Annotated in this window: 22 protein-coding genes and 1 pseudogene; 10 read left to right on the plus strand and 13 right to left on the minus strand. The window is 41.1% G+C overall.

The window, feature by feature from the left end; all coding sequences use genetic code 11:
- Positions 1-7: 7 nt before the first annotated feature.
- From argF to rdgB, 3 genes are all read left to right on the plus strand, one after another.
- Positions 8-931 (plus strand): ornithine carbamoyltransferase, encoded by a 924-nt coding sequence (argF, locus tag KSMBR1_RS14435; RefSeq protein WP_099325951.1) that lies wholly within the window; start codon positions 8-10, stop codon positions 929-931.
- Positions 932-935: 4 nt separating this feature from the next.
- Positions 936-1652, plus strand: a complete 717-nt coding sequence (gene rph / locus KSMBR1_RS14440) for a ribonuclease PH (RefSeq protein WP_099325952.1) — start codon at positions 936-938, stop codon at positions 1650-1652.
- Positions 1653-1740: 88 nt separating this feature from the next.
- Positions 1741-2382, plus strand: a complete 642-nt coding sequence (rdgB, locus tag KSMBR1_RS14445) for an RdgB/HAM1 family non-canonical purine NTP pyrophosphatase (RefSeq protein ID WP_099325953.1) — start codon at positions 1741-1743, stop codon at positions 2380-2382.
- 133 nt (positions 2383-2515) lie between these two features.
- On the opposite strand, the gene KSMBR1_RS14450 is transcribed toward rdgB, so the two are convergent.
- The 8 genes from KSMBR1_RS14450 to KSMBR1_RS23560 form a co-directional block, all read right to left on the minus strand.
- Entirely contained in the window at positions 2516-3307 is a 792-nt protein-coding gene (locus KSMBR1_RS14450; protein WP_099325954.1) for a thiamine pyrophosphate-dependent enzyme, read from the minus strand.
- Between the two features lie 5 nt (positions 3308-3312).
- Positions 3313-4734 (minus strand): IS66 family transposase, encoded by a 1422-nt coding sequence (tnpC, locus tag KSMBR1_RS14455; protein WP_099325955.1) that lies wholly within the window; start codon positions 4732-4734, stop codon positions 3313-3315.
- A 262-nt stretch (positions 4735-4996) separates the two neighbouring features.
- The gene (locus tag KSMBR1_RS14460) at positions 4997-5167 is read right to left on the minus strand and encodes a hypothetical protein (protein ID WP_197705211.1); all 171 of its coding nucleotides are present in this window, start codon (positions 5165-5167) and stop codon (positions 4997-4999) included.
- A gap of 288 nt (positions 5168-5455) precedes the next feature.
- Positions 5456-6691: a pyruvate synthase gene (locus KSMBR1_RS14465; protein WP_172953488.1), complete on the minus strand. Its 1236-nt coding sequence runs from the start codon at positions 6689-6691 to the stop codon at positions 5456-5458.
- Between the two features lie 105 nt (positions 6692-6796).
- Positions 6797-7288, minus strand: a complete 492-nt coding sequence (locus KSMBR1_RS14470) for a rubrerythrin family protein (protein WP_099325956.1) — start codon at positions 7286-7288, stop codon at positions 6797-6799.
- A 262-nt stretch (positions 7289-7550) separates the two neighbouring features.
- Positions 7551-8324 (minus strand): protein-L-isoaspartate(D-aspartate) O-methyltransferase, encoded by a 774-nt coding sequence (locus KSMBR1_RS14475; RefSeq protein ID WP_197705212.1) that lies wholly within the window; start codon positions 8322-8324, stop codon positions 7551-7553.
- A 251-nt stretch (positions 8325-8575) separates the two neighbouring features.
- Positions 8576-9400 carry an RluA family pseudouridine synthase gene (locus tag KSMBR1_RS14480; RefSeq protein WP_099325957.1) on the minus strand — a complete coding sequence of 275 codons (825 nt, stop codon included), beginning with the start codon at positions 9398-9400 and terminating at the stop codon, positions 8576-8578.
- Positions 9401-9605: 205 nt separating this feature from the next.
- Positions 9606-9737 (minus strand): transposase, encoded by a 132-nt coding sequence (locus KSMBR1_RS23560; protein WP_157820624.1) that lies wholly within the window; start codon positions 9735-9737, stop codon positions 9606-9608.
- A 362-nt stretch (positions 9738-10099) separates the two neighbouring features.
- Between KSMBR1_RS23560 and acsA the strand changes: the two genes are divergently transcribed.
- The 5 genes from acsA to KSMBR1_RS14505 all read left to right on the plus strand — a co-directional run bounded on the left by acsA (position 10100) and on the right by KSMBR1_RS14505 (position 14905).
- Entirely contained in the window at positions 10100-11830 is a 1731-nt protein-coding gene (gene acsA / locus KSMBR1_RS14485) for an acetate--CoA ligase (protein ID WP_099325958.1), read from the plus strand.
- 172 nt (positions 11831-12002) lie between these two features.
- A complete protein-coding gene (locus KSMBR1_RS14490) occupies positions 12003-12644 on the plus strand; it encodes a hypothetical protein (RefSeq protein ID WP_099325959.1) in 642 nt (213 codons plus the stop codon).
- A gap of 368 nt (positions 12645-13012) precedes the next feature.
- A complete protein-coding gene (locus tag KSMBR1_RS14495) occupies positions 13013-13357 on the plus strand; it encodes a hypothetical protein (RefSeq protein WP_099325960.1) in 345 nt (114 codons plus the stop codon).
- Positions 13358-13771: 414 nt separating this feature from the next.
- Complete coding sequence (locus KSMBR1_RS14500) at positions 13772-14170, plus strand: transcriptional regulator (protein ID WP_157820625.1); 399 nt, start codon at positions 13772-13774, stop codon at positions 14168-14170.
- A 63-nt stretch (positions 14171-14233) separates the two neighbouring features.
- Positions 14234-14905, plus strand: coding sequence for a hypothetical protein (locus KSMBR1_RS14505; protein WP_099325962.1), 672 nt, complete (start codon positions 14234-14236; stop codon positions 14903-14905).
- Between the two features lie 42 nt (positions 14906-14947).
- Here KSMBR1_RS14505 and KSMBR1_RS22500 read toward each other — a convergent pair whose 3' ends face one another.
- Positions 14948-15883, minus strand: a complete 936-nt coding sequence (locus KSMBR1_RS22500; protein ID WP_099325963.1) for a peptidylprolyl isomerase — start codon at positions 15881-15883, stop codon at positions 14948-14950.
- A 356-nt stretch (positions 15884-16239) separates the two neighbouring features.
- Here KSMBR1_RS22500 and KSMBR1_RS22750 point away from each other — a divergent pair, with 356 nt between their 5' ends.
- Both KSMBR1_RS22750 and KSMBR1_RS14515 read left to right on the plus strand, forming a co-directional pair.
- Positions 16240-16374 (plus strand): hypothetical protein, encoded by a 135-nt coding sequence (locus tag KSMBR1_RS22750; protein ID WP_261341067.1) that lies wholly within the window; start codon positions 16240-16242, stop codon positions 16372-16374.
- 320 nt (positions 16375-16694) lie between these two features.
- Positions 16695-17126, plus strand: coding sequence for a hypothetical protein (locus KSMBR1_RS14515; RefSeq protein WP_197705213.1), 432 nt, complete (start codon positions 16695-16697; stop codon positions 17124-17126).
- A 134-nt stretch (positions 17127-17260) separates the two neighbouring features.
- On the opposite strand, the gene KSMBR1_RS14520 is transcribed toward KSMBR1_RS14515, so the two are convergent.
- From KSMBR1_RS14520 to KSMBR1_RS14535, 4 genes and pseudogenes are all read right to left on the minus strand, one after another.
- On the minus strand, positions 17261-18076 hold the full coding sequence (locus KSMBR1_RS14520) for a Druantia anti-phage system protein DruA (RefSeq protein ID WP_099325964.1): 816 nt from the start codon (positions 18074-18076) through the stop codon (positions 17261-17263).
- Between the two features lie 6 nt (positions 18077-18082).
- A pseudogene (locus tag KSMBR1_RS14525) lies at positions 18083-18827 on the minus strand (transposase); the annotation flags it as partial.
- Between the two features lie 179 nt (positions 18828-19006).
- A complete protein-coding gene (locus KSMBR1_RS14530; protein WP_099325965.1) occupies positions 19007-20455 on the minus strand; it encodes a sensor domain-containing diguanylate cyclase in 1449 nt (482 codons plus the stop codon).
- Positions 20456-20661: 206 nt separating this feature from the next.
- Positions 20662-21495, minus strand: a complete 834-nt coding sequence (locus tag KSMBR1_RS14535) for a carbon-nitrogen hydrolase family protein (protein WP_099325966.1) — start codon at positions 21493-21495, stop codon at positions 20662-20664.
- Between the last annotated feature and the right edge of the window lie 259 nt (positions 21496-21754).

A 21754-nucleotide genomic window follows, 5' to 3' on the forward strand; every position in this document is an offset into this window, starting at 1 on the left:
ATATTTTATGAAAAACAAAGATTTAATTTCTATTGCCGACCTGTCGCGACCTGAGATCGAGGAGATTTTTCAGGTTACAAAAGAGTTGAAAGACCTGCACATAAAGGGTGTTGAGGAAAAATGCCTGAGCGGAAAAATTCTCGGGCTTATCTTTGAGAAAAGTTCCATGCGCACACGGGTATCCCTGGAAGTGGCAATTGTGCAATTGGGCGGTTATGCCATCTATCAGACGCAGACTGAAATCAATCTCGGCAAAAGAGAGGCAATTAAAGATGTAGCAAAAGTGTTGTCACGTTATTTAAACGGGATAGCGATCCGCACATTTGGGCATGACACGGTGCAGGAATTGGCAAAATACGCAACTATTCCCATCATAAATGCCTTAACGGATCTTTACCACCCGTGCCAAGCGCTCACTGATGTATATACGATTCTGGAAAAATTCAAGACACTGGAGAATATAAAGATAGTTTTTATCGGAGACGGAAACAACGTTGCAAAATCTCTTGCGCAAACCTGCATAAAATTAGATATAGATTTCCACATTGCATCTCCAAAAGGCTACGAATTCGATGCGGATTTCATTTCGGAACTGAAACACATGGCGAACGGAAAAAATCTGATTCACCTTTACCGGAATCCTGAAGAAGCGGCAGAGAACGCAAACGTTATTTATACAGATACATGGACCAGCATGGGACAGGAAGCTGAAGCAGAAATACGCAGACAGGTTTTTAAAAATTATCAGGTCAATGCTGCGCTTTTGAAAAAATGCGCAGACAATGTCAAGGTAATGCACTGCCTGCCTGCCCATAGGGGAGAAGAAATTACCGATGAGGTGATTGATGGCAAATGTTCGGTCGTATATGATCAGGCTGAAAACAGACTACACGTTGAAAAGGCAATTTTAAAACTTTTATTAGTCAGATAAAACCATGAGAGTTGACAACCGCAAATACGATGAATTACGCCCTGTTACCATCACAAGAAATTTTACCAAATATTCTGCCGGGTCTATTCTTGTAGCATCTGGCAATACAAAAGTTATTTGTACTGCTTCAATAGAAGAATACGTGCCGCCACACATTAAAAACACCGGCACAGGATGGATTACCGCTGAATATTCGCTATTGCCTGGCGCAACGCCTTCCAGGGTGCCAAGAGAATCCACAAAAGGAAAGATATCCGGAAGAACGCACGAAATTCAACGCCTTATAGGCCGCTCTTTACGGGCAATCTGCGATCTTGCCCTGTTAAAGGAACGAACGATCTGGATCGATTGTGACGTAATTCAGGCTGACGGAGGTACCCGCACTGCGGCAATTACAGGGGGCTATATCGCATTGGCAGACGCGGTTCAATGGTTAATCGATAAAAATGTTATAAAGGAAAATCCCCTCATCAATAGTGTCGCAGCCATAAGCGCAGGAATTGTAAATAATATCGCATTGCTGGATCTGTGCTATGCAGAGGATGCCTCTGCGCAGGTAGACATGAACTTTGTAATGACCGGCAGTGGAAAATATATTGAAGTACAGGGCACAGGCGAAGAATACGCCTTTGATGAAGATCAATTAGCAAAAATGCTCACATTAGCCCGTAAAGGAATTTGTGAGATAACTGAAATTCAAAAAAAGGCATTGGGAACGTAATAAACACGTTATAATTCATTGGAAAAGAAATGTGGTGCTTTTACGGTTGGTTACCATTTAATAATACGAAGAAGCGCAGGAGGTTGAAATGGGTTCATATGTAAACGAGATTCATTCAAAGACAATTGTTATTGCCACGCAAAATAAGAAGAAAAAAGAGGAAATATTAGCTATCGCAGGAAACATTCCGGGCATTATTTTTCGCGGTACCGAAGATTTCCCTTTTATTCCCGTGGTGGAAGAAGACGGTAGAACCTTTAGGGACAATGCGATTAAAAAAGCAACCACCCTGGCAAAGGCATGTAATACATGGGCAATGGCTGATGATTCGGGACTTGAAATACGGGCGTTAAATGGACGTCCTGGCGTTCTTTCAAACAGGTATGCAGGCCCTGGCGCCACAGACGAAGCAAATATCCAAAAAGTACTCTCTGAATTATATAACTTTACCGAAGAAAAACGTGCTGCCCGATTTGTCTGTTCCATTGCACTGGCAAGTCCGCACGAATTACTATTTGTGGTAGAAGATTACTGCGAAGGATTCATCGCAAAAGAACCAAGAGGTTCCGGGGGTTTTGGGTACGATCCTGTTTTTTTCGTACCATATTACAATCAGACACTTGCAGAGCTTTCCCAATTTTCAACATCGGTTAAGAATAAAATCAGCCATCGGGCAAAGGCATTGCAACAATTTAATGAACGCATAATCCCCCTTTTGCGCAGTAGATAATATAAGGGACTTGGAATTTATTATTCCGTAGCAGTCAACAGTCAACGGTCGGCAATCGGCAAATTGCAGACTGTTGACTGTTGATTGAGAACAAAAACAAAGAAATTACCTATAAGGGACTAACAACCTGATTTCAACCCTGAATTCCTTTCCAATACCGGTCCACAAATGACTGGATTTGACTGATCACCCCTTCCTGCCTTACCGGTTGAAAGAGATGTGCAAATCTTCCCTGTTCCCTCAAATATTCTTCAACCGGTTTAAATTTTTGGGGGATAATCGTATGGCTTATTTCGCCATAAACAGCCTCTTTCAATGCCCAAACGCCAGTATCAACCGCAAGCTTCGCAAGTTTTGCTGAATGTGACGGGTCGGTATGCCAGCCCGGAGGACATGGAGAAAGATTAATAAACAATTTTGGCCCTTTATAGTGTTTTGCCTTTTCAAATTTATTTATCAAATCCACCGGATGGGCGGGAGAAATAGTTGCAAGATACGGAGGTTTATGGCTTCTCCATATCTCAAAAAGATCCTTCTTATAAAATAACTCTCCCAACGGATTCATTTTCCCTGCCGGGGTAGTGCGCGTATTGGAAGCAAATGGCGTTGCTCCCGAAGATTGAAAACCGGTGTTGCCATATGCCTCATTATCGGAACACAGGTAATAAAAATCTACATTCCTATAAAGAGCGCCGGAAGTAGATGCGAGTCCAATATCATACGCAACACCATCTCCTGTTAATACGACTACCTTCAAATCTTCATCGGGATTTAACCTTCCCTTTTTTATCAAAATATCAAGGGCGTCCCTTATCCCTTGTGCCCCGGCAGGGGCGCATGCCATTGCCGTATAAAGCCACGAACTCCTGAACGGCGTGTAAGGATAGACAGACAAAAGGTATCTATTCAGCGTATTTTCACCCACTGTCGCTACGAGCTAGCAAAATCAGGCAATTCGCCACGGAATAGCATCTGTAATGCCCGGCTCAAATTTACACCTTGTTTTCGACAGGTCGAGAGATAACTCCGAATGCGGCAGAAAATTTTCGCTCCCTCCAAAGAACGAAAACAGCCAGATATCTTCTGCTGAACCTTCGTCATCCTGATATCGTTTTCTGCCAAATTGTTCGTAAAGGGAACATTTTTATTGTCCATAAACCTCAACACATCACCCTCATACGTCCTCAATCGTTCCAGAAGATTCCGTGCCTTTGTCCTTTTTACCCTCCCCCTTTTTCCCTTACGGTTCGTTTCATCAGGAGGAGGGCTTTCGGCTTCTGCGTTTTGGAGTATCTTCCTATACCTTTGCCGGTATTTTTCTGACTCATCAGTTCCCAGCATTCCCCCGGCATCACTCGTCGCACGGTTTATCTCTTTAAGTAATGCTTTCATCTCTTTCGCCCACTCCTGCTTATTATCATCTTCCCACACACCATCCAATTCCCTCAAGTGGTGTGCATTACACAACGCATGCGTACAGTTGCTATAGGTGTAATACGACTTCAAATGGTCGTGGCAAAGAATCCCCTTAAATTCAGGTAATATCCCGATACTATTTATCGCTTCTGTTCCACGTCTTTCATGCGGGAAAAAGTACGTCCACAAACTATTGGATGCACTGTGCAACCAATACCTGTCTCCATTCTTGTTGATACTAGTTTCATCCACATGCATCACCTCTGATTTTGCAAGTTCTTCCCTGGCTCTCACTTCGAAGGGTTCCAATGACTCGTAGGCTTCCCTGTTAAAGTTGTAAACAGAACCTTCACTCAGCGGTATCCCAATCTGTCCTTCAAAATACTCCTGTATCCTCTTGTAGGGTATCAATTGATACTGCGACATATAGACTGCATGCGCTTTCAAATCCGGACCATACTGCACCGCCTTTGTTACCCCTTCCGGAAATGACGCTACAATCCGGTTCCCTTTCGCATCCTCTACTACCTCTGCACGATACTCCGTTACTACACGCGAAATCTTTATATCAAACACCTGGCGTGCTTCGTAACCTACCACCTTGTATTTGCTGCGCGGATACTTCCTCCGGTCTACTTTTATTACTTCCACCTCATCAGGATTGTCTACCTTTTTGAGCGTTACTCCATCACGGCCCTTTTGCCCGCCTGCCTTCCTTTCACCCTTCGCCTTGCTTTCTTTCTTGCGATTCGGATCGCTTGAGGGAGGCTTGCTGCTGTTGCGGCTGTTCCGGTTCAGACGTCCTACCAGCAGTGTTATCAATAATGCCAACAACTCTATCATTGACCTCACCGCCGGTGACAGCCCTTTCTCTTCTGAAAGCAGCTTCTCTACTTTTTGGAGTGTTGCGTCTACGTCTATATTCTCTATCGTCAATGGATGATACCTGTATAATTAGCCTGAAATTATCTACTGCATCTATTATACCACAGGTTTTTTCACCCTTTTCTTTCGCTCTATAACACACCACAAAGGCTCGAAATTCTATAACTGAACAGACCCCACACACGTCTCTATGCACGGCATCTTGCTGCCTGGTTTTAACGCATTTACAAACATATACATACACTACCAGGTAAATTGCTTGTTTGTAACATTTCTGCTGTCAAGCAAATTCTAAATTATTTTCGCTGAATAGTTACGACAAAAGGGTAAAACATCCCGCAGCATTGACGATAACAATATTTTCCCCCAAAATCTTTAGGCAGTGCCTCAATGATAAAAGCCCGCCACAACCCGCACATGCAGGGGTACCGGGATAAATATTCTCATGCAAAGGAATATCGCGAATAGATTTAATAGTATTCATCTTTATACAAAATCACACCCTTATAAATTTGGTGAAATCCGAAACCCAAAACAAATTCTAACGACAAAATGATTTGAAATACTAAAGCTCCGGCTTGATAACTAGAATATTAATGTTTAAAACCCGGTTTTTTTCACCTGTCTGCGTGCAATGTAAAGGCAGGTTGGGATTTTGTATTTTGAAATTTGTTTCGTATTTCGCACTTCGAATTTCGTATTTTTTATTTCGTGCTTGTTTGGCTCTGGCTATGCCATGTTAGGAATTTCAAAAATGTGGTTTTTCCCTATGTTAACCATTTCTACCGGCGATTTTTTTCAAATTTTCCATTCCGTTCCATTCTTCTTTTGTATAAAGAAGGTATGGATCTGAAGTCGCGCCTGTTTTGTTTGCCTTTTGCAAATGTGCAAAAATCACTTCAAATTCTTCCGGACTTACGTTTTTGCCGCCAAGGCCGCCAATAAAAGAAAGTAATACAGGCCTTTCCCTTTCGTTATACATACAACCGGCAATTTCTGAAAACAAAATACCGCCTTTTCCAACGCTTATATTCTGATCAAACACTGCAACGGCCTTCTTCCCTCTAAGTGCCGCCTGAATGTCAGTTCCAGGGAACGGTCTTATCATCCTTATTCTCAGAAGGCCGATGCGAATGCCCTTTGCCCTTGCTTTTTTAACTGCTGCCTTTCCAATGGTGGAAAAGGAATTTGTCATGATTAATACATATTCTGCATTCTCCATCATAAATTCCTCTACAACACCATGGCGCCTTCCGAACACATCTTCAAATTCCCCGGCAATTTCTTTATAAACATTGAGACTATTTCTGCTGGCAAGATGCATTTGGTATTTGAAATACGTATATGCAAACCCGCCCAGCACAGCTACGCCTTGTGACGATGGCTGGCTTGCCTTGAAAAATGCATGCCTGGAGGTATACGCAGGTAGAAAACTTCTTACTTCTTTGATATCGGGTATTTCAACCGGTTCTCTCGTAAAAGAAAGATGGAAACCATCAAAATTGACAAGCACCGGCAAGAGGACTCGCTCATCTTCCGCCAATTTATACGCAATCAAAATCGAATCTAAAATTTCCTGGCACGACTCGCAGTGAATCTGTAAAAAACCTGTATCACGTGCGGAGAGAATATCGTTGTGGTCCGGTTCAAGTGTTATCGGCGCAGATAAGCCCCTGGAGACATTTACCATAACAAAAGGGGCGCGCCATCCTACCACGGTGTAAAGCATTTCGTAGCCGTACAGAAGGCCCTGGCTTGACGTTGCGGTAAAAACCCTTACCCCCGTTACATTCGCTGCGCCAGCGGCGGTAATCATTGAATGTTCCGATTCCAGGGAGACAAACATGGCGTCCATTTCTCCATTATTTATCCAATACACCAGTTTTTCGATTATCTCCGTTTGTGGAGTGATCGGATATGTTGGAACATAGTCAACTTCCGCCAGTCGCGCACCCCATGCCGCGGCAGCATTGCCCGTTAGCATTTCCCTTTTATTGTCAATAGACATATCTCTCTTTATTACAGTATTCCTCTGTAAAAACCTCGTTTTTGTAAGTTTTTCTTCGTGGTTAAAGTCTTTTTGGTTGAGGTTTTACGGAATGGGGTAAAATCTTTATCCCACCAACTTAAACTTATTCCTGGGAGCACCGCATATCTCACATGTATCAGGAGCTGCTTTTTCAACAGTATTGCCGCAGACCTGACACACATAATAGTCCACAATTTCATTATCCCCCAGATTATTTAATGCTCTTTTGTAAAGATTTGCATGAATACTTTCCACTTTATTTGCGAAGGCAAAACTCTGCTCCGCTTTTTTATGGCCCTCTTTTTTTGCATTTTCGATCATTCCAGGATACATTTTGGTAAATTCATACGTTTCGCCGTTTATTGCTTCCTGGATATTTTCTTTCGTACTGCGGACTCCGTCTAAAGCACGAAGGTGACTGTGGGCGTGTACGGTTTCGGCTTCGGCAGCAGCACGAAAAAGCTTTGCAACCTGAGCATATCCTTCCTCTTCAGCCTTTTTTGCAAAAGCAAGATACTTTCTGTTCGCTTGCGATTCTCCTGCAAACGCCTCTTTTAAATCATCGGTAGTCGCCATAATGAATCCTCCTTTAAAAATGATATTTATTTTATTACAGAAAAACACAATTTCATATGGCAATATATTAGCAAAATACCTCGTGTTTTTCCAACTTTTGAATAAATAACTATTTTGGGAAGAAATCGGCAGTCCATAGTAGGCAATCGGCAATCGGCAGATTGCACATTGCACATTGCACATTGTGGACTGTGGACTGTGGGGGGAGAAATTGAGAAAAACAGGGTGTTCATTCCTACGCTTACGAATCAGACGCAGAGTATCACTTCCTGATTAGTGGAACAAACCGGACCGGAATGATAGATTTTTTTACAACATTCGATGAAGCATCTTTTGTAATCAATATTAATTCCTGTATTTCATACACGCCGCCTACCGGAATTACCATACGTCCTGATGGTTTAAGTTGATCAATAAGTGGTTGTGGAATTTTTTCTGTTGCGGCAGTTACTATTATGGCGTCAAAGGGAGCATGTTCCGGCCAACCGTTATAACCGTCGCCTATCCTGACTTCTACATTATCAAATCCCATGGTTTGTAACTGTTCTTTTGCCCGGAGGCCTAATTCTTCCACTATTTCTATTGTATATACCTGCTTTACCATTTTGGCAAGAATGGCAGCCTGATATCCAGAGCCGGAGCCAATTTCCAGGACAACCGCATCTTCATCCGGCTGCAATAGTTCTGTCATAAATGCCACAATGTATGGTTGGGATATTGTCTGTCCATAACCTATCGGCAAAGGATTATCAAAATAACTATAATGACGGTTTTCTTCCGGAATAAACAAGTGCCTGGGGACGGATTCCATGGCATCCAATACCCTTTTGTCAGCCACACCCCTGTTCGCAATCTGCCTTTCTACCATCTGTTTGCGCTGTAAGGTAAAAGCATCTTCATTTAATATAGTATTTTTACCGCCCATCGCTGAAACAGCACCTTTACTAACAATGAAAAAAGAAATGAAAGCTATCACAATTATGAAGCTGGGAGAAATTGAAGCCGTTAGTTTTGTCTCTCTATAAATTGTATCCATACTAATAAAACAATATTATCTTGTACCAAATAACACAAGCTTTTTTTACTGTTTTTATTTTTCGCAAAATGCTTATATCCGTAACATTTTATCTTTTTGAAAAATTCACGGGATAGAAAAAATACCATGTAGCCCCGTTAGGGGCGGTCTGTTTGTAGCACAATAAAATTCAATAGAGTAAATAGCTCCGTAGGAGCGGCCTGTCCGTATTCTTAATTTATCCTGATTGTCAAACAATACTACAGTATAATTCAGGGAAATAACAACCGGAGACATTGTATAAAATCATGGGAAATGGGCGCAGTGACAGAAATTTCCTTTTTTGTATAGGGGTGAACGAAGGATATCCTATGCGCATGAAGCATTTGCCTTTTCGCCTCTCTGTGTAGTATATTCTCAATTTCTTTCCGTGCGTATTCTGTTTCTCCTATTACCGGGTGGCCAATGGATGCAAGGTGAATTCTGATTTGATGCCTTCTGCCCGTTTCTGTGGCTACCTCAAGGTAAGATGTGTTTTTCCCTTTCTTTAATAATGTAATGTGTGTTACGGCTGTTTGTCCGCCAACAGGACTATTGATAGTGAAGGCAGGTTCACAAATCTTTCCCGTTACAATTACACGATAAATCTTTTGAATGTCGTGTTTTTTAAACACCTTTTTCATCTCTTCAAAAGCGTTTTCGTTTTTAGCAAAAATCAATGCGCCGGAGGTATCTTTATCTAACCGGTGAACAGCCTGTATCCGGTCACGGTTAAACTGCGTCCGCAAATCACGCTCGATACTATTCTGCCCATTTGTTACGATGCCAGGAGGTTTTGAAACAATTACATAACAATCATCGTTAAAAAGAATATCGTATGTCTTCTTTTCCGGTTGGCGCGTCTTACCGGAAAGAACCTCAATGCTATCACCTGGTTTTAATTGATAGGAAGCAATCCACACCCTTTTTCTATTGACAAACACTAGGCGGTCATCCAGAAGCTGTTTTGCTTTTTTATTAGACAAGGAAAGTTTATTTGCAATAAAATGAAGCAGCGTAAGCTCACTATCCCGATGCGTGACAATAAATTTATGCATTTTTGCCTTCCGTTCAGGAGTAAATGGAAATCATAGGTGAACTACCGATTTCACAAATTAAAAAATCCTTCACAAGCTTACAATTAACCAATGACCAAATATATTACTACACTGTTATCCGGTAAAAAATCTTTTTTTGGCAACACTTTAGTTTTTTTGAAAAATAAAAATGTCAGGGAATTTCATCATGTATGGCAGGCACTGTCTACCGGAAATTGGGCGTCGATTGGGTAGTCTCTTGAAGAAGCTTCCCCTGCACAATTTTTCTTTGCTTTTTTGGTACCCACACAATATGATATTTGCATTCCCATACCGTACGTACTAAACTCTTTTTCATCTTTAACTCCTTTCTCCAGGATTGGCTACTTTAGCAACCTTAAGCCATACATGATACAAAGAAGTTTTGTTTTTATTAACAAGTTGGTTTTTTGAAAAGGTAGATGCGAAGCATTTGCCCGTTTGGGTATGAACGCATTTATAAAAATTTATAGCAAATGATTCGCCTCTACTCCATTTTTGGCAAAATATTTAATTGTGAAATCCGAAAATGCTAAATAAGAATCTACCCTCTGCACCTCCCAGCGGGGGATATTTTCCCTCTTTGGAATTTGTTTCGTATTTCGCATGTAGCACTTCGAATTTCGTATTTTTATTTCCTGTTTGTTTGGTTCTGGCTATGCCATTTTAGTTTGTTACGCTATGAATAAGACTGAAATAATAAATAAACACCCTGAAGCATTTAATCTCATTTGTTATGAAGACCAGCATAAGAATTTCTCATGGGAGACGGTAAAGAAAGAACTAGGTGTCGGCGGTAACAAGGTAAATATTGCTTACGAGGCCATAGATAAACACGCCACAACATGGAGAAAAAACAAAGTTGCGCTGTATTGGGAAGGTTCTGATGGCACACACTTAAAGTATACCTTTCAGGAATTGAAAATCCTTTCCGATAAATGTGCCAATATGTTGCAATCATTAGGTGTAGGCAAAGGAGACCGCGTTTTTTTATTCTTGCCGCGTTTGCCGGAGCTTTTTATAAATATGATTGCAATTGCAAAACTCGGCGCCATTTCAGGCCCGATGTTTTCCGCATTTGGGCCTGATGCGGTGCGGGACAGGTTGCAGAACAGTGAGGCGAAAGTCCTTATCACTACACCTGAATTAAAAGAGCGTGTTGATGCCGTGCTATGGGAATTGCCTAAATTGGAACGGATTGTACTGGTGAGTGTTAAGGAAGATTATGAATTAGAAGAGGGAAATGTATGTTATAAAACATTGATGAAAGACGCACCTGAACGGTTTGAAATGGAATGGATGGATATGGAAGATCCTTTGTATCTCTTATATACTTCCGGAACTACCGGAAAGCCGAAGGGCATAACACATGTGCATAACGACATGATTTCATACTATATTACCACAAAATGGTCGCTGGATCTTAGAGATGACGACATTTATTGGTGTACGGCAGACCCCGGGTGGGTGACGGGAACGGTATATGGCATGTGGGGGCCATGGTTAAACGGCGTCTCAATGTATATATATGATGGCAGATTTGATGTAAATAAGTGGTATGAAGCCATACAATCATATAAGATTACGGTATGGTATACCGCTCCCACCGCTTTACGCATGTTAATGAAATCCGGCGATTACCTTGTTGCTCAATATGATTTGGAAAGTTTGAGGTATATTTGCAGCGTGGGAGAACCCCTTAACCCTGAAGTCATCAAGTGGGGCATGAATGTATACAATCTTCCAATCCATGATACATGGTGGCAGACAGAGACAGGTTCCATCATGATAGCTAATTATCCGTGCATACCGATAAAACCCGGTTCTATGGGAAAGCCGTTTCCTGGCATCAAGGCTGCAATTATTGATAGTGAGGGAAATGAACTCCCGGATGGACATCACGGTATTCTGGCATTAAAACCAGGCTGGCCCTCTATGTTGAGAAAAGTATGGGGAGACGAAGGCCGTTTTAATGAATATTTCAATATAACGGGTTGGTATACCACCGGGGATACCGCATATAAAGACGAAGAAGGTTATTTCTGGTTTGTTGGAAGAGCCGATGACGTTATTAACACGTCAGGCCATAGGGTAGGGCCTTTTGAAGTGGAAAGTGCCCTGCTTGAACATCGGGCGGTTGCTGAAGCAGGGGTCATAGGCAAACCTGACCCTGAAAGGGGTGAGATCATCAAGGCATTTATCGCCCTTAAAGAGGGATTTAAACCTTCCAGTGAATTGGGGGAGGAGATTAAAAAATTCATAAAACATCATCTCGCGGCACACGCTTATCCCCGCGAAATAGAATTTTGTGAAAATCTGCCAAAAACCCGAAGCGGCAAAATTATGCGCAGACTTTTAAAGGCGAAAGACCTAGGACTGCCTACCGGAGATATTTCTACACTTGAAGATTAAAAGAGACGCTTTGGAATTGTCGTCAAACAAATAGGGTTTTCGGTAACACGGTAGTTTTTTGAAAAAATAAGGGCGAAGCATTTGCCCGTTTGGGTCTGAACGCATTTCTGCAATTTATAGCAAATGCTTCGCCCCTACTATTACATTTTTATTGAGAGGAGAAACTCAAATAATGGAAAAAACACGTTTTAACAAGACTTTTTTTAATACGGTTGAACCCATAAAGATTAGAGATATGCTTGCGGTGGTGCTTGGCGCAATTGATAAAAACGAACCATTTGTCTTTGACTATACAGACGTAATAAAGCTTGCCGGGCATTCATGCCCCGCTGTTTCCGGTGCTTATAAATTGACGCAATTAGCCTTAAAAACCTTATACAAAAATGATATGCCCGAACGCGGACGCATTCTGGTTACATTCAAGGGCGGCGTGGACTACAAGGTAAACGGTCCGATATCACAGGTTGTTACTTTGATAACAGGTGCTTCCGTAGAAACAGGTTTTAAAGGGCTGGGAGGAGGCAAATACAACAGGCACAACCTGCTTTCGTTTAATGAGGAAGAAGAGGCGGAACCAAACGCGGTATGTACGGTGATATTTGAAAGAATGGACAACAATAAAAAAATAGAAATCAGCTACCGCAATCACATGCTTCCTATGAACCCTAAAATGGGTGATTTAATGCCGCTGGCAGTGACGGGAAAGGGTACAGACGCCGAAATAAAGGAATTTGGCGAATTATGGCACGAGAGAATTAAAATCATATTATTGAATCCTCCAAAGGGAATGTTTGAAATAAAGGAATTAAATTAAATGAGGCCTTGCCTTATCAGGCGCTTTAAAAGAGGGAAGAATTGCTTTTACGCAGGTTTTCCCCTCTATCCCTTTTGGAAAGAAAAATGCTTACACTGTTACGCAAAATCCCGCCAATCATAAAAAAAAGCGGTAGGCGTCTTTGCATAAATATCTCTATCCGCCGGACAGTTCACGGGTGAATATATAACTTGACGAAGAAAGTTTAAAATGTATAATAAGTCACTATTTTAAAAGAATGAGCAATACTGTTGCTACGATATACATGATGAAAGGGGGTGGAATACAGGGAAGGAGATAAATACTTTGTATACTCTATAGTAGTCTTATATGTTATATTTCAAAAAGATAGAAAAGGAGAATTAGTAATGTTAAAGAAGGTATTGGTGGGAATGTTTGGCGCAGCGCTTATCGCAGGAATTGGTATGACAACAGCACAGGCTTACGACGTAAAACCGGCAAAATTATGGGTAACTGCTATTGCTATTGGTACACCAATTGTGGGCGCTGAAATCAAAGTTGGTGATGAAGAATGCACTACGGGCAATAATGGCACCTGTGTATTTGAATTGAGGCCTGGTACATATGCGATTTCCGTTCACGAGCATGGCGGACAAAGCGCACACAAAGAAGTTAGCCTGGAAGAAGGGAACATCCTATTTGTGTCATTGGATCTTGGCGCAAAAGCTCGTCATCCTTCAGGGAGCCACTAATCTAACGTTAAACAATTGCAGTGTGCTATTTTATAAAAGCAGTTATCACGTGTGTTGGTAACTGCTTTTTTATTTTACTAAAAGGCTATCCCCCGGCTGGTTCAGGGATTGCCGTCTGAACCAGCGCATTGTGTCAACGCTTCGTTGGCTGATTATTACCAATAAATTCATTCTTTTCGCACGATATCATGTCCGCAATTTTTGCATGACAAGCCATTGAAAAATAATTCTAATTACTTATCTACAGAACACTCCAATGTTTGCAAAATACTTTATGCCGTATACATAAACAACTTGAAGATGGCATTATAATTGCGCTAACGATACAAATGTAGTAAATAGAAATCATAAACATTAAGTGATACCTTGTTAGCAAACGTCATTTTTGCAAATCATTTGCATTTGTGTTTTACCATGAAAACCAGTAAAAACCGTAGCATATCATTAATATTTTCAGAGAAGCATTGGGGAATCGACTCTTTCATTGATTCAATAACAGATCCCATTGTCATATTTGATGCAGAACTTAATATAAAAAAATTAAACAAGGCTGCCAGGCAATTTTTCCCGGGCAAACCTGTTGACAAGAAATGTTTTGCGACAAAGCATAAATTTGTATCCGCATGCAAAGATTGTCTGATCTGGCAAACCTTAAAAACAGGCCATTCAATATGCGGAGAAATGTTGAACTTTAAAACGGGCGACCCTATACTCTTAAAATCATACCCCGTGTACAATAGTCAAAAGAAACTAACAGGCGTAGTGCTTATTGGGAGAAATAGCAGTGATGTTCCAATAAAGTGGATGAGATAAAACATCGCGTTAGAAAATAATTTCCCGCCTGAAAAATTTATTCCGAAGGAATGAAAAGAGCGAATGGTTATAACGTTGAAATGTATTAAAAAGAAAACCAGCTTAGTTTTACTTGTTTTTTTGATGCTGGGTGGTTGTTTCAGCACGCAAAAACCCCCAGTTACCATAGCCCCTTCAATCGACAAGAGGCTTTATGAAATACCACAGCAACCATTGACTATGGGTATTTATATCGACCCCGACCTGAGAAATCATGAACAGATTGAAAAAGTATCGAATCACATCATAGGTATTCAAGACTTTGTTTTTCCCGTAGGAAAACCTCTTGCTGAAAAAATCAGAGAAACCTGCCAAATTATCTTTAGAGAAGTCATTTTTTTAAATAACCTTGATGATACGGCTTTACCGGAAGAAAAATCACTGGATGGGATTTTGGAGTTTCGCCTAAAAGATTCGGACATACGGCTGAAAATCGAGGAGGCGGTATTACATGCGGTAGGAGAACATAAGCTTTCTCTTTTCGTCACGCTCTATGACGCAAAATGGAACAAATTGTGGGAAGAGGAAGTTTTTGCAGAGGGGATAGGATTGGATGTCGTTACCTCACATATCGAATGGGAATGGTGGATTACCTCGGGTCCTAAATTTGGCCCCGCTGTTGATATGGCAATTGAAAAAATCACCTTTCATCTGGCGCAGAAACTTACGGTAGTAAAAAAAATCCTTAATAAATAAAAATGTTTTCCATGAGGGATATTTGGTATGCGGTGATAAACGCTATTGTATAATTTCAATCTTTGCTTCACTTCGGAGTCTTTTCAGTAATCCAAGTATTTCTTCATCCAACATTGTTGAACGTACATCATCTATAACATCTTCAAAGTTTACGGCAACCCCTTCTTTTTTGCCGGTAACTTTTATCAGATGATATCCATACTCCGACTTTACCGGTTCACTTACTTTCCCAATGCGTAGCGAAAATGCCGTGCTTAAGAACGGTTCATCATATGTACCGCCCCTCCTTTGAATAAAACCTAAATCTCCGCCTTTCGAAGCAGAAGGGCAGTCAGAATATTCTCGGGCAAGTTCTTCAAAATCAGATCCTTTATCAAGTTCGGATTTCAAGGTATTGATCAACTGCGCCACCTTTTCGACCATATCACCGGAATTAAATTTTTTCGTATCTATAAAAATATGACTTACCCTTACTGCCTCCCCATTAAAAAAATGCTTGTTTTTCTCAAAGAATCTTTTCAGGTTTTGGGAATCGAGCGAGCCTTTAAAATATTTCTCAAGGGCGAGGGAATGTTTTATTGTTTTCTCGAAATCATATAAATTCGAACCGATGGAAGCAAGCATATCCCTTAAAAAGGCGTCCGCTTCGCCTTCATTGTCGGCAATTTCTTTTTTTATCAGCAGCAGTTCCCTGCTCATTTCCATTGGAGTGACAACAATCCCTTGTTTATCGATGAAGTCTTCCAGTAAAATATCAGTGATAAGTTGTTCGATTATCTCTTGCCGGATTGCATTGTACGTTTCAACATCGGCATCCTTAAACATGTTTAAACGCTTATCGACATCGTCTTTTTTAATCTTCTTGCCATTCACAACTACCGCAATATTCTCCCCCAGGAGAGGATTCTCCGGGAAACAAATTATCGCGGGAAATAGCAAAAAAACGGCGCATAAATAAAAAACGGCTTTTTTACACATTGTTACTCCTCCCCGAAACAGAAAATATCGTGAAAGTGCTTGTATTGCCTTTGTTAAGCAGGTATCAAAAAATAACCATACTAAACATTCTTTCAATTGTCAATTTTATAAAACACCACTATATTCAAATGGTGCACAGTTTGTGTTTTATCAAATTGACACATAGCAATCATTCCGCAAGGGTGGCACGGACAAACACAGGTTGCCTGAGCCACCGCCCTTATAAAACTCCGATTTTGTGAGCATTTTGAATATAGTTATCATTCCCTTGCTTGACTTAGCTGCGCATGAGGGTTACAATTTTTACGTGAGAATGCAATCTTAAAAGTATTCATTTTTGACGGACGTATTGTTTTATGATTACAAGAAGAATGTTAATCAAAACCGGTGTATTTGGCGCATGTTACCCGTTTTCCGCCGACATTCAGGATAAAAAACCTGCCGCACACCTCAGTAAAAACATTGGAAAATGCAAGGGAAATTGCATTTGATGCAGGGCCCTTTTTCCCTATGTAGGCAATGTTTCAGGTCACAACGGGGAAAAAATACCTATTGCCCTAATTGTAGGCATATTTTAGTCAGGCGGGCAGGATACAGAATATTAGAAAACCATATTGAAGATAACAAATGCAAAGACTGCGAAACTGTAATGCCGGGCATATGGTCATAAAGAAGCTATGTTTATTTAGCTTAGATTAGGTTGGGTTTGGCAACGACTTTATTCTGTTGCTGATGTTGATGTAGAGACGCATGCAATGCGTCTCTGCAAAATTATTGAAATTCCTAAACATTAGATTAGAAAGGAAAAATCGTGACACTTAAAATAAAGCCTGTTCGCACGGAAAGAAATAGAACGAAGCGTGAGAGATTGAAAATGTGGGGGAAGATTGTCGCTGTTGCAATTATCGTCTTCTTGGGAATTGCATCACGGCAAAGTAACGCTTCGGAAGAAATAGATGTAGAGAAGGACGTCTATCTGTTTCTTCACGGAAGAACAGATCTGCGGGAAAAAGTCATAAACTCACTGGTCACCTACGGATTTTCAAGGGAGAAAATAACTATGGCTACATCAGAAAAGGTGGGCAATGTAGGCGATTATATGGCAATGCTTTGGAAACCACCGGAACCGGATCACATAAAAATTCAAAAGATTACCCAAGTTGAAAAAACAGAACCGGAAAAAATCAAAGGACTCTGGCGAGGTGTTGCCAGAGAGGATATAGACACTATTCTGCTGGAATAGAATAATTGTAGTGGCAAGGCGTGCCTCATACGCATCAACCTAACTTTTACTGAAAAGCCAGCAGTTGAAGCAAAGCAGGAGTAAAGATATTAATTTTTCAGAATGGGGATTCACCTCCCTCATATACTAAGAACTTATTGGGATTGTTGTAACACGGAACGGAATTCTCTGCACAGTGGATACACCATTATTAATTTTACATTTTCGTAAAGTTTGGAATAGTCTCCCAATTTCCCCCTCCCCTTCGTTTCTCCTAAATAAATCCAATTTGCTGCCTTATAGCATGTACCCCTGAAACGTTTTTTTTCTACAAACGTCTCTAACATTACAGGCCGGTATTTGTAACGATCTTCCCAATCATTCGGCAGTTTTTTGGCGACTAAGCCCAATACCCTTGATGCAAGATTCCTTGACTTTATCCAGGGCAAAATCAAAAACCGGCAATTATTTACTATCAGATTGAGATTTTGTTCCCGAATCTGACTACTCCATCCGATAAAGTCTTCTCTTGCCTGCACATTCCACGCTGATGCACCAAAACCTAATGCCCCAAGTACGCCGTAACGACTGTTTATCTGATAGCGAAGTTGGGCGCCTACCAATCTTTTATATCCTAAATAATGCCAACGATGAATCATTTCGTTCCATATACGGGATTCTACAGGGGTTTTTACTATATCCAGACTTATATCTCCAATCTCTCCGGCTGATAGGTTGAGCAATGGCTGGTTATCATTTAACATATTACTATGCTTGTACGGCTTGCCATCGCCATTCCCATTTCGATTCAAAGATGGCGGCAAGGAGAACCACCCATCTCTTTCCATCCGCAGCAGCGCTACACGGCAACTCATATCCTTTAGCTTGCCGTCTGCCTTTCTCCACTCAAAGCGCTCACATATCTTCACCGAAATAGCCGTCCGGCACAAACCCTTTATCTTGGCCGGCATCTCCTGTCATAGTGAAAAACCCTCTAAAAATCCAACCTGTCCACTTATTAATTCAAGGGTTGTTTTGCGCCGTCTCTTTTGTTTTAACAGTCCTTTGTGGGAACTCTTTAACAATTCTTCCATAAGCGCCGGAAGCATATTATTTGCAATTGCACGGCTCAGACGCCCTTTTCTTTGTAACCATTGAATCAGCTTTACCCCACTCACCCCCGACACATAGTACTATGACAATACTATGCGCTTAGCGCATATATCCGCGTTACGATACATATTTCCTTCAATATCCCCTAATACCGAAAGATCAAAATATCCCAAATCCCTCAACAGCAAATCCCTTTCCCCTATATGTTTCAATACCTTTGCTCCGTTTTTCTGATCAGGATAGGTGCCTTTCGTAATAGAAACTTCTTTCAATATATGATGTACCGCCTCATATAATAAATCTATCTTTACGGATGATTTGCTCGCACTGCCTCCCGCACCTTTGAATTCTTCCGCCAAATGCTCATTGAGCGCTATTTGGGTACTATCCTGGAGGATACACATTCGAAAATTGCTCTAATACCGCAAAAGGTATCTTCTCTAATTTAGGACATACCTGTTCTTTGTATATTGCTTCAAACGTACGCTCTAAAAACGATACTGCTTTATCGCTATTTATCTTTTTACTCAATGCCTGCGGGGTTATATCTGACTCGGGAGACTTCTCGCGAAGAACATCCCTTAATCCTTCCAAAGAAATTATTCCGCTTCTTGAAATGCTAACCTTTACAACTACTGCCAAGTTAGGTTGATGCGTATGAGGCATGCCTTGCCGCTACAAATCATACATCCTATAGGCAGATTTTTTTTTCAAAAAACTAAGGTGTTGCTAAAATTCAAAGTAAAAACGCTTATTCCCAGCATTTGCACACAGTGAAATAGGGCTACTCAATGGGTTGTCTGGATAAAGAGCCTTTTCCAGTTATCCCGTCCGTCTATAATCTCTGCCCCGATTTGATATCTGTTTTGGCACATTCTTTTTGCAAACGCTACGCGGATGGAAAACTGGCCTGGTTTATGGTCATCGGTATTCAGAACCACCTTGCCCGAATATACATTACCAATTTTGGCCGCAAATTCAACTTCGCCCCGGAATCCCATTTTACTTATATCCTTTACTGTACACATCTTCCAATTGCTATCCGTTTCAATTTCAATGGACTGGGGCTGATGCAATCCGCTTACAATCTTTAAAGCGGTCATGTACCTGCTTGCTACCCTCTTTTCAGGTATGGCAACCTTTGCGTCCGTAGCTGCTGAAACGATCTTGTTGCGCCCGCTTTTTTTCCCCAAATAGAGAAACCTGTCTGCCGATGCAGTTACCTCTTCTACGTTATTCCCGTCCTCAGGATAGCAGGCAACGCCAGCCGTTATTGTCACTTTCTCTTTGTGTCCTCCTCCTACCTCTATAGCAAGTTTCTTTTCTATTGCTGACCTGAGTTTTTCGGCGCTTGCGACTGCCCCGGGTTTATTTGTTCCTGGCAGTAAAATGATAAACTCTTCACCGCCGTACCGGGCAATAACATCACTCTGTCTCGCGTTCAGTTTTAAAACAGATGCCAGCTTTCTCAACACTTCATCGCCAAGCAAGTGGCCGTAAGTGTCATTAAAATATTTAAAATGATCGATATCCACCATGATTATTGAAAAGAATTCTCCACGCCTTTCCGCCTGGCGATATTCTCTCTGGCTGCTCTCGAGAAAGTATCTTCTGGTATATAGCGAAGTCAATTCGTCCACCATGGCAACCTTTTGCGCATGCTCATAATTACGCGCCCTATCTATGGCAATTGCTACATTATGTGCTATAGCAACAAACAACATTTTGTCCGTATCCCTGAAGGCATTCTTCTCCTTCTTGTGAATGTTCAAGACTCCAATTACTTTGTCGTTATTTAATTTTAATGGTATGGAGATAAAAGACCCGATATCTGGTATCTTTCCCTTGTAAAAAAGAAATCGTGGGTCTTTATCTGTGTCAGGAATCAATATAGACTCACCGGTTTGGGCCACGAGACCGGAAATTCCTTCGCCTATTTTAAACGTTATACCCTTCGCCTCCCCAAAGCTGCAGTCATCCACTTTCCACATTTTCAACTCATTACATTCATCATCTATCAGCATAAAGCAGAAATCTTCAATCCTTAAGGACTCCTTCAAGACATTTATAGTGTTGTGGAAAAGTTCATTCAACTGAAGTGAAACGTTTAAATTTTTACTGAGGCTGTATAGCAGGTAAAGTTCAAAGAGACGTTCCTTTAATGCCTCACTCTCCTTCTGTGCAAAGACAAAAAGGTCATACTCACTGCCAATCTGTGCTTTTTTGGGGGTATTCATCAGTATAACATTTTCCTCATATCCTTATCTTGATCGTGCAGGGATTTTCACCTGAAAATCTCCATTTGCGTAACAATTTAGTATTTTGAAAAATTCCAACAAATGTAGGGGGCGAAGCATTTTCTATAAATTGTCATAAATGCGTTTATACCCAAACGGGCAAATGCTTCGCCCCTACTTTTATGTTAAATTATCCGACTCTTTTATCATGCCTCACCTAAGAAAAATAGTTTGCGGCGAATGTGCTTTAAACAGGGAAGATGTTTTCTCACTTCGCCAAGAAACGCAAAATCAATTTCGCAAACAATAACGTCTTCCATGTCCTGGCATTGCGCCATAATACGTCCCCACGGGTCAATGATCATCGTTCTGCCGTAACTGATGCGCTCATCGTTATGCCGTCCGTATTGGGCGGGCGCTACCACATAACACTGGTTTTCGATGGCGCGCGCCCGCAAGAGAACTTCCCAATGATCCTTTCCTGTTTCCATTGTAAATGCGGACGGCGCAAACAAGACTTCCATTCCACGCAGCATCAGCTTGCGAAAAAGCTCCGGGAAACGTAAATCATAGCAAATACACAGCCCCATGATATGCCCGAAAAGTTTTACCGTTTCAATATGTTTCCCATGTTTCACATAATGAGATTCCCTGTAAACAGTCTTGTCATCAAGGTGAAAATCAAACAGATGAATTTTATCATAACTCCCTATTATCACACCAGATTGATCAAAAACCAGGCAGGTGTTCGTAACTTTTGCTTTGCTTGATGATCTGAGCGGAACACTCCCGCCAATAATCGCTACACTATGTTTCATTGAAAATTTTTTGAGAAAATGAACAATTTCCCCGGTTTCTCTCTCTTCCGCGAATGTTATGTTTTCTCTTTCCTGTCCGATAAACGAAAAATTTTCAGGGAGCGCAATCAACCTGGCACCCTTTTGCACTGCCTTTTCCATAAGTACACGTGCTGTGTTCAGGTTCTTATTACGGTCATGTACAGAGCACATTTGAATTGCGGCAATCGACAATATTTCCATAGTAATTGATTTGCTCTACTTAAGTGTTCATATATACTCAAGGGGTCCACAAAGTGTGATTTTAAAAATGCTATAACTATTTATGTCAACAAAAGTTAAATCTAGTCCTGGAAATCCCTATTTGTGAACTCTCACAGTATGGTTTGCCTTATACTGCTTTTTACAACCGACAAGAGAATATCACGCAATGAATTGGTAAGGCAAGGATATTCCCTGATGGCTTTGTTGCGCATAATCTCATCCTATCGCCTTATTTTTC

Origin of the sequence: Candidatus Kuenenia stuttgartiensis (assembly GCF_900232105.1) — a bacterium.
Classification (GTDB): domain Bacteria; phylum Planctomycetota; class Brocadiia; order Brocadiales; family Brocadiaceae; genus Kuenenia; species Kuenenia stuttgartiensis_A.